The 14,132-nt window shown below is 41.6% G+C and carries 7 protein-coding genes; 6 read left to right on the top strand and 1 reads right to left on the bottom strand.

Annotation, left to right across the window (positions count from 1 at the left end; genetic code table 11):
• The first annotated feature begins 27 nt into the window (after nt 1-27).
• The 5 genes from OQX61_RS06175 (at nt 28) to OQX61_RS06195 (ending at nt 6,686) form a co-directional block, all read left to right on the top strand.
• Nucleotides 28-3,375, top strand: a complete 3,348-nt coding sequence (locus tag OQX61_RS06175; RefSeq protein ID WP_265840780.1) for a SusC/RagA family TonB-linked outer membrane protein — start codon at nt 28-30, stop codon at nt 3,373-3,375.
• A 23-nt stretch (nt 3,376-3,398) separates the two neighbouring features.
• A complete protein-coding gene (locus OQX61_RS06180; RefSeq protein WP_265840781.1) occupies nt 3,399-5,009 on the top strand; it encodes a SusD/RagB family nutrient-binding outer membrane lipoprotein in 1,611 nt (536 codons plus the stop codon).
• Between the two features lie 445 nt (nt 5,010-5,454).
• The gene (locus OQX61_RS06185; RefSeq protein ID WP_265840782.1) at nt 5,455-5,820 is read left to right on the top strand and encodes a hypothetical protein; all 366 of its coding nucleotides are present in this window, start codon (nt 5,455-5,457) and stop codon (nt 5,818-5,820) included.
• Nucleotides 5,821-5,922: 102 nt separating this feature from the next.
• Nucleotides 5,923-6,450: a ferritin gene (locus tag OQX61_RS06190; RefSeq protein ID WP_265840783.1), complete on the top strand. Its 528-nt coding sequence runs from the start codon at nt 5,923-5,925 to the stop codon at nt 6,448-6,450.
• A 95-nt stretch (nt 6,451-6,545) separates the two neighbouring features.
• The gene (locus OQX61_RS06195) at nt 6,546-6,686 is read left to right on the top strand and encodes a hypothetical protein (protein WP_265840784.1); all 141 of its coding nucleotides are present in this window, start codon (nt 6,546-6,548) and stop codon (nt 6,684-6,686) included.
• Nucleotide 6,687: 1 nt separating this feature from the next.
• Here OQX61_RS06195 and OQX61_RS06200 read toward each other — a convergent pair whose 3' ends face one another.
• Nucleotides 6,688-10,854 (bottom strand): two-component regulator propeller domain-containing protein, encoded by a 4,167-nt coding sequence (locus OQX61_RS06200; protein WP_265840785.1) that lies wholly within the window; start codon nt 10,852-10,854, stop codon nt 6,688-6,690.
• 203 nt (nt 10,855-11,057) lie between these two features.
• Between OQX61_RS06200 and OQX61_RS06205 the strand changes: the two genes are divergently transcribed.
• Nucleotides 11,058-14,129 carry a TonB-dependent receptor gene (locus tag OQX61_RS06205; RefSeq protein WP_265840786.1) on the top strand — a complete coding sequence of 1,024 codons (3,072 nt, stop codon included), beginning with the start codon at nt 11,058-11,060 and terminating at the stop codon, nt 14,127-14,129.
• Nucleotides 14,130-14,132: the final 3 nt, after the last annotated feature.

The following is a 14,132-nucleotide window of genomic DNA, read 5'->3' on the forward strand; positions in this document are numbered from 1 at the left end:
CAGTTTAAAAATTAAACCAAAACAAATATGATGAATTTTTACGGCAAAATCTTGCCTATATTCCGAAAATGCATGCGCATTTCTACAATTATTATTGGCATACAGGTGTGTTTTAGCACACTACTGATGGCGAACAACACTAAAGCTCAGGAAATGAGTTTTAAAGTGGTAAAAGCCAGCGTCAAGCAAGTCTTCAAGAAAATTGAGCAACAGGCGAATGTCACCTTCGTTTATGATGAAGAAGTGATTGGCAGTCTGTCTAATCTGACCCTGGATTTTAAGAATGAACCACTCCAGGATGTGCTCAATAAACTTCGTGAAAAGACAAGTCTGGAATTTAGGTTAATGGGAAATTATATTGGCGTTGCAGAAAATGTGGCCAGTATGCCTAATCTTAGTCTTTCCGGGGTAGCCAACAGCAACCGCCTTAAGATTACAGGGGTGGTAAGAGATGCCAGCGGTCAACCTTTGGTTGGCGTGAGCATACAGGTTAAAGGTACTCAGGTGGGTACCAGCTCTAACTCAAGCGGTCAGTTTGTGATTGATGCAAATATTGGTGATGTGTTGGTGTTGAGCTATTTAGGTTATATCACTAAACAAGTAACCATTACTACACCCGGGGCATTGAATATTTTATTAGATGAAAATTCTAAGCTCCTGAGTGAAGTTGTAGTCACAGCCTTAGGTATTAAAAAAGAAAGAAAAGCTTTAGGATATTCAGTTACGGAAGTAAAGGGTGATGAGCTGACTCAGGCGAGAGAGAATAACCTGATGAACTCATTGGTGGGTAAAGTTGCCGGCTTGAATGTCAGTTCGATTGCAGGTGGGGTAGGTGCCTCTACTAACGTAACCATTCGTGGGGTTTCCAGTATTTCGCAAACTAATCAGCCATTGTATGTGGTGAATGGTATTCCAATGGAAAACAGACCAAATGGTGCAGCTGGCCAACAATACGACAATGCTCCGGATCTTGGAGATGCTATTGGTAACCTTAACCCTGATGATATTGAAACCATTTCTGTGCTAAAAGGAGCTGCGGCTTCTGCGCTATATGGTTCACGTGGTAAAGCAGGCGTAATTTTGATCACCACAAAAAGTGGAAAAGGAAATTCTATTGAATTTAATTCCAATTATGTAATTGAAAAAGTAGTTGATCCGACAAATTGGCAATATGTATATGGAAATGGTGCAAACGGATTAAAGCCTGCTACGCAGGCAGGTGCCTTTCAAACCGGGCAGTCTAGTTGGGGAGCAAGGCTGGATGGCGCTGAGGTGATACAGTTTGATGGTGTTTTACGCCCTTATGTAGCACAAAAGGATAACCTTGAGAATTTTTACCGTACCGGAGGAACCGCTACAAATACGATTGCTTTTAACCGTGGTTTTGATGGAGGTTCTATTCGTTTTTCGGCAAGTGATTTATCGAACAGAGCGATCACTCCGGGATCCGGATTAAACAGACAATCGTTTAACCTGAGTGCAAATTATAACATCAGTAAAAATTTAACAGTAGATGCACGTGCAAACTATATTTTGGAGCAAGCGAAAAACAGACCTTTCCTAAGTGATGGTGCTGGTAACTCCAATTACAATGTGACGTTATTGCCAACCAGTGTAGACGTAAGAACATTGAAAAAAACAATAAATGATGATGGGTCAGAATATGCTTATTCTGCAAATACATTTGCTACAAATCCATGGTTTGCTGCTAATAAATTCATTAACAATACCAAAAGACAGCGATTGATTTCTTCGGTAAGCCTACGTTATAATTTCGACAATGGTGCATTTCTTCAGGGACGTGTAGGTCGTGATGCCTATAATGACCGCTATACAGCGGTAGTACCAACGGGAACTGCTTATCGTCCAAAAGGAACCATTTCTGAAACCAGTACTAATTTCTCGGATATCAATGCCGATGTGTTAACAGGGAAGACATTCACAATAGATGATTTCACGATTACACCCAATATAGGTGGAAGTTACAGAAGAACGAAATCGGAAAGTTTTACCATGACAGGTAATGAATTTGCTGTTCCTTATGTGTATGTAATTACCAATGCGAAATTGCAGTCGACACCAGTATACAAACCTTCAGAAAGCGAAGTTATGGCCATCTACGGTACTTTAGATGTGAGCTATAAAAACTACCTTTATTTAAACGGATCACTTCGTAACGACTGGTATTCTACACTGGCTACTCCTGGTAGAACAAACGCTTTAAATGCATTGTATCCTTCAGTAAACGGTTCATTTGTGTTTTCTGAACTGGTTAAAAACGATTGGTTGAGCTTCGGTAAAATCCGTGCAGGTTTTGCACAGGTAGGACAGGCTACAGATCCATATCAAACACAATTGGCCTATAATTTTAATACGGCTTCTCTGAATGGAAAACCATTGGGACTGATTTCCAACTTCTATATTCCGAATACAGATTTAGTGGCTTCTATTGCTTCTGAGTTTGAAATTGGTGCAGAAGCACGTTTCTTTAAAAACCGCCTGACTATCGACCTGACCTGGTACAACAAGAAATCTAAAGATGAGATTGTAAGGGCTCCGGCATCAATTACGTCCGGTTATTCCGGCGCGATATTGAATATTGGTGAATTACAGAATAAAGGGGTGGAGTTGTTGCTTTCTGGTATCCCTATTCAAACCGGGGATTTCCGATGGACGACCTCATTCAATGGTTCCCTTAACAATAACAAAGTTCTTTCCCTTGCAGATGGTCAAACCATCTTACCTGGATCAACATCACGTTCAGGTAATGGTTTTACACAGAATATTGTTGGACTTCCTTTCGGGCAGATCGTGGCTTTTGATTATAAATATGACGCGAATGGAAATGTGGTGCTGAATAGCGCTGGTATTCCTCAAAGTAGCGAATTGAAGCCTTTCGGATCCGCTTATGCGAAATATGTAGCGGGTTGGAACAATGAGTTTTCTTATAAAGGCCTAAACCTGTCTTTCCTGATTGACAGCAAGTTTGGTGGTAAAATCTTCTCTGCAACAGATTATTATGGTTATATACTTGGTTTACACAAAGAAACCCTGGAAAATCGTGAAGCACTTGGAGCGAATGCTGCAACCTATTACACTGGTGTAGCCAATAATATATCAAGGAAATTTGTACAGAATGCAGATTTCATTAAGCTTCGTCAGTTAATGTTAGGCTATACCTTCCCGGGTAAAATGTTTAACAACGTGATCAAAGGAGCAACATTAAGCTTAGTAGGACGTAACCTGTTTTTCTTTAAGAAACATACAGACAATATCGATCCTGAGTCTGATTATAGCATCAATGCTAAAGGAATGGAGTTAGGTGGTGTGCCACCAACCCGTACTTACGGACTAAACCTAAGTGTGAAATTTTAATTATGAAATCAAATATATTTGATATGAAAAAGATATTTAAACTGACTATAATCGCTGCTGTTTGTTTGCTTACTTCAGTAGGTTGCAGAAAGAATTTCGATGTGATCAATACAGATCCTTCTACTTATAACCCGGGGAACTTTGACCCTAACTTTGTATTGACCAGTGCCCAGCTTGGGTATTCGGGAAGTATAGATTTTAGCTACGATACCTGGCGTGCAAATTTAATTTATTGTTCTACCATGACGCAGGGCCTGTCTTCTGTAATTGGTTATTGGGCGGGGGATAAGTACATCCTGAATGCAGGTTATACTGCTGCTTACTGGGGCTTTAAAGGAGAAAATCCAACTGGTGGCGATGGCGCTTATGCAGAGCAGGTGAGACCAATCGTTGACGTTGTTAAATCTACGAAAGACAAACCTCAATATGCTAATTTGCACCAGATTGCTCGTATTATGAGGGCTTTAGTGTTTCAACGTATCACCGATTTATATGGTGATGTTCCTTATTCTCAGGCAGGGATTGGTTATTACGATAAAACGTATTTCCCTGTATATGACAAACAACAGGCGATTTATGCGGACCTTTTGAAAGAAGTAAGTGAAGCGACTGCGGCTTTGGATCCTGCTAAAGACAGACCAGGTGGTGATGTTTACTATAATGGTGATATTAACAAATGGAAACGCTTTGGAAATACCTTATTGTTAAGAATTGCGATGCGTTTGAGTAAAGTTGATCCGGCAACGGCACAAACCTGGGTTCAAAAGGTGGTTGGTAATACTATGACCAGCAATGATGACAATGCTTTCCTGATGGGAGACGAAAAAGGGGATCGGATTACGATCAATAGAAACAGTCAGATTTTAACAGGTGGCGGTGGACAGGAGAACTATTACACCAGATGGTCAAAAACATTTATTGATTATTTGAAAAGTACGAATGATCCACGTCTGGGGAAAATTGCAGTTACCAACTTGTACATTAATGATGTCACTAAAGACCAAAATCCAGCGGCAAATGCAAATCCAGCAGTGCAAAAAGGAATGCCAAATGGAAAAGATTTAAGTCTGGTAGCTAACCTGGGGATTTCTTTTGATCCAGGCTTTACGACTTTCAATGATTACTCTTCACCAAGTCCGGCGCTGATTAAGAAAAGCGGGCCAACCTTCGTGTTGACTTATGCTGAATCTGAATTGTTGCTTGCTGATGCAGCACAGCGTTTCGGAATTGCTGGAAGTGCTGCCGATCATTACCGCAAAGGAGTAGTAGCTGCCATGACGTACTTATCGCAGTACGATCCTGTAGCAGGTGTTGCAGAAGGTGTGGCAAACGCTTATGTAGATGCAAATCCTTACAATGCAGCGAATGGTTTAAACATGATCAATACGCAATATTGGGTGCTGACCAATTCAAAACTGGACTTTTATGAGTCATGGTCTAATTGGAGAAGAACAGGTTTCCCTGTATTAATACCGGTTGTTTACCCTGGAAATTCTACGAATGGTACCATTCCCAGACGCTTTCCTTATCCTATTGATGAGGCAGGATTTAACACGGCTAACTATAATGCTGCGGTAGCTTCGATTCCTGGAGGAGATGTAATGACTTCAAGAGTGTGGTGGGATAAGCAATAAGTAAACCTATAACGCGCTCTTAAATAAATAAATCATTCCCTGCTTCGGCGGGGAATTTTTTGTTTGAAGATCCTGTGTAAGAAAGCGCTTCCATTTAGAAAAGCCTTTAAAAAAGGAAAACGGGAGCAAGTCCTCCGACTCACCCCCGTTTAAATTAACGCTCTCAAGGACAAATGTAGAAATAATTTCAATCTTCGGAAAGCAGAAATTAAATTATTGAATTGAGATTACAATTTGAAGACTAGCTACATAGCGCTAAAAGTGGTGCTAAAACGAGCAATGTGGTCTTATTGCTTAGAAACGAAGGTTTTGACAAAAACGCTGATCTTTTTGACAATTGCATAAACTTTTTAAATAAGCTCGGAAATTTCATTATTTTTTTTACCTATTCATTTGGATTAAATCTAAATAATAACAACCTTTGTATATCAACAAGGTTCAATACATGCAAAAGACAGCTATCGCATCTCCAATCCATTTTGAAGAAGTATTTAGTACAACGAAAGGTTCCATTTATCAATCAGACAGTGAATACTGCTGGTATGTAGATTTTGCCGGAAAACTTGCCCGTTTTGATTACCGCAATCTTTTGAAATTACAAAAAGCAGTTTACGGGATTGACATTGAAAATATCTTGTTAACGAGCGACAAGTCTGCTGACGTAGAAATTATCTTTATTTGTGCCTGCGACCATTGTTATGTATTGTCTTTAATCGAAATCATCGCTTTAAAGGAATTATTGCAGGGAGCTTTTGTAATGCTGGACCTTAACCACATCATTCAGGACCGCCTTTTTAGGCTAGCAGCCTGATCTAATTAGAATTAGAATCTTTCCATATTGCCTTTAAATGCAGTATTGTACATTTTTAGCCTTAAATTTGTTATCAACAATAGGAATTAAATCTACAATATTATGAAAGATATCATGCGCGTAAAAAGTTCAATCTCTACAGATTTAGAGACACTTTTAAACCAACAGATTAAAAAAGAAGCCCTTTCCTCTTCGATCTATCTTTCTATGGCATCATGGTGTGACCGTAACGGATACGACAATTCAGCGGATTATTTCTTTAAACAAGCTGAAGAAGAAAGAATGCACCAGTTAAAATTTTACAAATACGTTCTTGATATGGGCGGAATGGCAATTTCGCCTGAAGTAACCAATATCAAGTTAGAATATAACTCTTTCCGTGAAGTGTTTGAAGAAGCATTAGAGCAGGAAATCAGCGTAACTCAGTCCATTAAAAACATCGCTGCCCGTTGCCATAAAGAACATGATTATGTGACTTTAGAGTTCTTAAACTGGTTCTTCAAAGAACAACGTGAAGAAGAATATAAAGCAAGACGTGCTGTAGAATTGTTCGACGTAATTGGCGAAGAAGGAACAGGAAGATGGCAGATTGACAAACACGTTGGTCAGATCGTTTACTCAGAAGGATAATCATTAGCTGATTAGCTTCAAAATAAATTTATAAAGCACATACGGATGTCAAAACATCGTATGTGCTTTTTTTGTTATCATTTAAAACCTGGGGGATGTCTAAGAAGGGAAAAAACAAAAAAAAGGGCGATAAAAAAGACAAGCACGACAAACACGATAAAAAAGACAAGAAGAAAAAGGAATGCTGCGAGAAATACCTGAAAGGGAACCGCTGCAAAAACTGTCCTAATGGCTAGATTATTTGTTTTCGGAAGGGGAGGTGTCACCATTGGCAGCCCCGCTATTTGCGCCGATATATTCAGAAGGAGTTTTAGCAAATTGCTTTTTAAACTCCCTGCTGAAATACTTACGGTCGGAAAATCCGACCATATAACCCACTTCATATACCGTATACCTGTTTTGTAAGAGCAGTTGTGCCGCTTTTTTCAACCGGATGGACTTGGCAAAATCATTGACTGATAAATCTGTCAAAGCTTTTAGCTTCTTGTATAGCACGGATTGACTCATGCCTATCTTTTCGGCCATCAGGTCTACCCCGAAATCTTCCTGCTCCATATGGGCCTCTATAATCCCGGTCAACCGGGATAAAAACAACTCATCTTTAGGGTCAGCCATTTGCTGATTCGACTCCAGAATCAATTCCTTACTGTATTTTTTGCGCATCTGCGCTCTTGCGGCTAAAAAGTTGCGTACCTGCAGTTGCAGGATTTTAGTGCTGAATGGTTTGCTGAGGTAGAGGTCTGCACCCTGACTCAGTCCGCTGATCTGATCCGTTTGGCTGCTTTTGGCAGTAAGCAGGAACACAGGGATGTGATTAGTCCGCTCATCAGTTTTCAATTGACTACACAGCGTAAAACCGTCCATTTCGGGCATCATAACATCACTGATGATGAGGTCAGGGATTTCTTCGGTCGCTTTTTCCCATCCTGATCTGCCATTTTCTGCTAAAAGCACCTGATAGTTTGCCTCCAGAGATTCTTTGATGAGGTTGCGGAGTTCAGCATGGTCTTCTACGATAAGAACGGTTGGTTTCTTTTGATGGTCGGATGTAGCAGCATTAACTGTTTCTGTTGTTGCTGAGTCCTGCACGGAGCCAGGGATAAGCGTCGGGTTAAGCTGCGGTTGTGACTTTACTGACTGTTGCGCTGATTGCAGCGGCGGCTGCCCTGAATGTTGTTGTTGTTGTTGTTGTTGTTGCCCGGATAAATGCGCCTTGCCTGGTAGAAGGGACAGTTCAAAGCAGGTAAATCCCGGTTTGTTTTCTGCTCCGGGTAAACTACTCACTTCAATATTCCCTTTGTGCAATTCTACAATATGTTTCGATAGTGCGAGTCCGATACCATAGCCGGTATTCTGGATATGGTGTTCTTCTACCTGGAAGTAATTCTCGAACAATTGTTCCAGATGTTCAGGCGCTATTCCTCTGCCGGTATCACAGATGCTCACTTTTAAGGCTTTCGGGCTGGTTTTGATATCGATTGCAATCCGACCACCTTCCGGCGTAAATTTAAACGCATTGGAAAGCAGATTAAAAAACACCTTCTCTAACTGCTCCTTATCAAAATAAAGCAAGATTGGCGACTGATCATATTGCAGCGAGAAGTCTATGTTCTTTTTAGCCGACAATTCCTCAAAACTGTTGTAAATCTCCTGTATAAAAGGGATGAAGTCATGTTCAGTCAGTTTTAGCTTTAAATTCTTCGTTTCCGCTTTACGGAAATCCATCAGTTCATTGACCAGTTTTAACAGGCGGTCTGCATTGTTTTTTACCTTATTCAATTGCTGCTTCACCGGACTATCCCCTTGCTGCCCTTCCAGGAGGTTTTCAATAGGCGCCATGATTAGTGTCAGGTGTGTCCGGATTTCATGGGAGATATTGGTAAAAAAATTCAGCTTGATCTGGTGCAGCTCTTCGTCTTTGAGTAATAAGCCACGGAGGTAGAAAAAGCGGGTGATAAAGAACAGCATCATGCCGAAGATGGCCAGATAAATCCCGTATGCCCACCAGCTTTTCCAGAATGGCGGTAAGATTTTGATTTTCATGCTGACCGGTTCGCTCCATATCCCATCATTATTGGCTCCTTTTACCCATAAAATGTAATTTCCGGAAGCCAGATTTGTATAAGTTGCTGTGGGGATCTCACTTTCCACCCAGTCGCCATTTACACCTTCCAGCCGGTAAGCATATTTGTTTTTGTTGGACTTGATATAATTCAGCAAGGCAAATTCAATAGTAAATATGTTTTGCTGGTAGGGGAAAGTCAGGTGATCGGTAAAGCTAACGTCCTGTTTCAACAAGCCATTCTCCGCATTGATTTGTACCGGTTCATTGAAAAGTTTGAGCCCTGTAAATACCAGGGGGGCATGGTAACTGTTTTTTTCTATCTCTTCCGGCGCAAAATAGCTGAGGCCATTATAGCCACCAAAGTAAAGGTCTCCGTTTTTAGCTTTATAAGAGGAATTGTAATTGAACTCATCACCGGCAAGGCCATCGCTGGTGGTATAGGTAAGAAAGACCTCAGACTTCGGGTTAAATCTGGCTAAACCATTAGAAGTACTGACCCAAAGCATCTGGTTATCATCTTCCAGGATACCCACTACATTGTCATTTGGGAGACCGTCTGCTGTGGTATAGGTCTTGACAAATTTCTTCCGGCTGCCGTCATATTTGCTGAGTCCACCATAATAGAGTCCCACCCAAATGTTTCCTTTCGGATCTTCCTGAATACAGTTGATGTAATTTGCGTTATTGTTGACGCTGTTACTTCCTTTTGGCAGTTTGAAGGATTGCAGTTGCTGACGGTCTGCGGATAGCAGGAACAGGCCTTTGGTACTGGCAATCCAGATGTTTTGCTTTGAATCCTGAAATAATACTTTGATGTTATAGTTGCGGATACTGCGTAAAACAGGGAGCTCAGGGTAAGGTATTAACAAGCCGGCTTTTTTGCTGAAGATGCGGATGCCGGTCTGACTGCCGGTCCAGAATGCCCCTTTATCATCTTCCATCAGGGCAACAAGCTCAGAACGCGTCACCTTGGTATTGTCTCCGTTGATGAAGAAGCGTTTGAAGCTGCGGGTCCGGGGATCAAAAAGGTTCAACCCTCCGCCATGTGTGCCTACCCAAATGTCGCCTCCTTTATCCTTGTAAATAACTTTCACTAAATCTGAACCCAGACTTCCGGGGTCGGAGGCCTTTAATTTGTAGCTGCTGAACTGCTGTGTCTGACGGTTTAAATGGTTGAGTCCGCCACCTTCTGTTCCTATCCATAAGTTGTCATCTTTGTCGGCAATAATAGAGCTGACTACATTGTGACTGATACCAGCCAGCTTTTCATTGTACTGCATGGTTTTAAAATTGGTATCATGCGCATAGGTGACGTTTACCCCACCATAATAGGTGCCAATCCAAAGGGAGCCATTGGGATCTTCGTAAATGCTGTAAATGGAATTTTGGTTCAGGCTCCGGCTTACAGACTTCAAATGCTGGTAGCTTTTGAATTTCTTGCTTAGCGGATCTAAAATGCTCAGTCCTTCCTGCGTGCCAATACAAAGGTTTCCGGCTTTGTTTCTGGACATCCGGCGCACGGAATTGTGGATCAACGAGTTTTTATTGCCTTCTTCATGCGCATACCTGCTGAAGGTATTTGTGCCCGGGTGGAAAAGGTTGATTCCCGAACTTTCTGTGGCTACCCATAAATTCCTTTGCCGGTCTTCGGTAATGGCGGTAACGGAATTGTCGCTCAGGCTGTTTGCTTTACCAGGATCATGGCTAAAGCGGGCCAGTTCTTGCAAGCGGCCGTTAAAGCTCAGCTTGCTGAGTCCGGAATTGGTCCCTATCCATAAATAGCCCTGATGATCTTCAAAAATACTGAGGACTTCCGAATTGGCAATGCCGCTTTTAAGGCCCAGTTTATAAGTGGGCGTAAAGGTGTTTGTATTCCGGTCTCTGAGCAGATAGAGGCCTGTTCTTCCGGCAACCCATAAGTTCCCCTTCCGGTCCTCATAGATCGCATTAACAGGTGCATACTGCTTATTGTGCTTATTGCCGTCTAAATAGATTCTTTCAAAAGTATTCTTTTTGGGATTGAAGCGGTTTAAGCCGTTGGCGGTACCTACCCAGAGCACTTTTTTACGGTCACTATGTAAAGCGGTGATGTAATCATCGGACAGGCTGCTTGAATCATTCGCCTTGCTTTTATACAATTGAAATTTATTGCCATCGTAACGGTTGAGTCCAAATCTGGATCCAAACCACATAAAGCCACGACTATCCTGTGTAATGGCAAATATGGAATTCTGAGACAGCCCGTTTTCCGTCTTCAGGTGGTTAAAATTTAGTTCCTGTGCGTTGCTGCATAATTGCATCAGTAGCAGGGAAATGCTGAAAATAGTTTGCTTTATCATACCCCTATAATAAATCTGGTTAGGTCTCGTGGTGGTGAAGATCTTATCAATAAATGGTTTATTGCCCGTAATATACGGGTTAACGGGATTTTCCCCCCATATACAATCATTTTTCACCCCCATGTTTTTTGGATTGCCTACAACTTTACGATAAACCAAATAGGCGGTTGTCATCGGACAACACATCAACCAAAAAACCAAATATGAAGAAACCTTACTTAAAAGTACAGGGAATGCAAGTGTATGGGAAGTCTCTTTTTAAGGGACTGATGATACTCTTGTTTTTCCCGCTCTCTTTATCAGCCCAGAACCAAAAGGGTGGTCAGGAAAGCAAGAACGTTGCTGAAATCCCTGGCCAGGTCAAGGGACAAATCACTACTATTTATGGAGAACCCCTGTACGGTGTATCTATAAAGGATAAGACGACCGGTATCGCGGTATCCTCAGATAAGAATGGTAATTATTCTCTTTTGATTGATTCAGGAGAAGTTGCAATTTTCACTTTAAAAGGATACCTGAGTCAGGAACTTGTGGTAACTGGCAGCAAATTGAATGTGGTATTGGCAGAATCTGAAAAACAACAGACCGTTGTTCAACGACTTTACGATACCCAGAAAAAGGTGAACAGCATTCTTTCCAGCGAAAGTGTGTATACCAAAGACCTGTTGAGTTCGCCGGTAACGGCTTTAAACAATGCGCTTTCGGGAAGGCTTTCTGGCTTGTCTACCTTACAATCTACTGGTATACCCGGATTAGATGCTGCGGGATACGCGCTGAGAGGACAAGATCCAACCATTATCGTGAACGGAATCCCAAGAGACCTGATTTCTATTGATTTTGATGAAATAGAATCGGTAACTGTGCTTAAAGACGCTTTGGCCACCGGAATGCTGGGCATGCGCAGTGCAGGTGGAGCCATTCTGATTACCACTAAAAAGGGCGAGGCAGGGAAACAGAAGATCTCCTTTACCGCACAAACCGGCTTACAGACTCCGGTTAACTTACCTAAACCATTAGATGCTTTTAATTATGCCAGTCTTTATAATGAGGCCTTATTGAACGATGGCAAAGCACCGGTATATACCTCAGCCGATCTGGAAGCTTTTAGAACAGGATCCGATCCGATGGGACATCCTAATGTAGACTGGTATAAAGAGATCTTAAAGGACAATGCGCCATTTACGCGTTATAATCTAAACACTTCTGGTGGTGGAAATAACGCCAGGTACTTCCTTGCGGTGGATTATCTGGATCAGCAAGGTTTGTTAAAAGGGTCCGATAAGAATAGTTATAACACCAATTCGGATTTCAAAAGATATATCGTGCGTACCAATATTGATGTGGATTTGTCAAAAAATCTGATGGTGAATTTAAACCTGTTTGGACGTATTGAAAATGGAAATTCACCGGGTTCCGCCAGTATAGGCTCTTTGAATGGTCGCGAGGTGAATCTGAGGGTGAACAGTATTTTCAATTCATTGGCTACTACGCCAAATGGTGCTTATCCGCTAAGAAATCCTGATGGATCTTTAGGAGGGAACAAGGATTTTACAAACAATATTTTTGGACAGAGTACACAGTCGGGATACACTTTAAGCTATGGTAGAGAGATGTCTGCGGATGTTTCCTTTAAGCGGACATTGGATGATGTAACCAAAGGGTTATGGCTGAAAGGCCTGGTATCTTTCAATACCAATTTATCTGAGGTGACTTCCAGGGGTAAATCATTTGCGGTATACCAGGGGCAAAATACGCCAACAGGTATCAAATACCAGCGTTTTGGTACAGACGGAACAATTGTGGCGGGTACCAGTTTGAACACTTATCAATATAAAAACTTCTATTCAGAACTTTCTGCGGGCTACGACAGAACCTTTGGCAATCACCATGTGAAAGCTTTGGCTAATGCGAATATTCAGAGTATTTATATATCCAGCGATTTGCCTTTAAATTACAAGACTTTGGCTGGTTCGGTGGCTTACGACTATAAGGAAAAGTACCTTGCAGAGGTAGTGATGAGCTATAGTGGTTTAAATCGCTATGCGGATAACAAAAGATTCGGCTTCTTTCCTGTAGCAGGTCTGGGATGGAATATTGCTAAAGAAAGCTTTATTGCTGACCATGTGAAATGGTTAAATACCCTGAAACTTCGTGCTTCTTATGGTCGTACGGGTAATGCGAATGCAGGATACTTTGTATACAACCAGTATTTTGCGGATGGCGACGGTTATTATTTCGGCGGAGGTTCCGGTACTTTCGTGTATTCTGTAAGTGAACAGACTTTAGCCAATGCGAACATCACCTGGGAGAAAGCGGATAAGTTTAATCTGGGTTTGGACCTGGGCTTGTTTAATGATAAGCTGACCTTAACGACCGAATACTACCACAATAAATACTTTGACTTGTTGCAGATCAGGGGTAAAAACAGTTCCATTATAGGTAACACTTTTCCTTTGGAGAATATTGGAACGACCAATTATAGCGGTCTGGATTTTACGGCCAGCTACCGCAATCACCTGAACAATTTCAACTACTTTGTTTCGGGAAATTTCACAGCAAACAATAAAATCATTAAATATCAGGATGAGGTGTTTCGTCAGTACGACTGGATGAAACGTACCGGACAGCGTACAGACCAGACTTTTGGTTACCAGGCGGATGGTTTTTACCAGAATGCCACAGACATCGCCAATAGTCCTAAAACGGAAGGTTATATTCCTGTTCCCGGTGATTTGAAATATAAAGACCTGAACGGTGATGGCATCATCAACCAGTTCGATCAGGAGGCTTTAAAAAACAATAAACCGATTGTTTACTACGGATTGTCTTTTGGCTTTGATTACAAAGGCTTTGATTTCAGTGCTTTATTACAAGGCGCAGAAAACCGCATGATCTATTTATCGGGTGTTACACAATGGGAATTCCAAAATGAAGGAAAAGGACAGGCATTTGAGCATCACCTGGGCAGATGGACTCCTGAAACTGCCGGCACGGCTACTTATCCACGTCTTGCGATCGGTAGTAACCCGAACAATCAGGCGACTTCTTCTTTCTGGTTGCGTTCCGGCAATTACATGAGGTTAAAAAACATGGAGGTAGGTTATACGATTCCACAGAGATTGGCCGCAAGGATTAAACTGGCTTCGATCAGATTTTTTGCCAATGGAATGAACCTGTTTACCATTTCTGATAACAAGGGTATTGATCCGGAAGTTTACGGTACAGGCTATCCTGCGCTAAGAGTGATAAATGCTGGTATCAATATCAAACTATAATCT

The organism is Pedobacter sp. PLR (assembly GCF_026239675.1).
Taxonomy (GTDB): Bacteria; Bacteroidota; Bacteroidia; order Sphingobacteriales; family Sphingobacteriaceae; genus Pedobacter.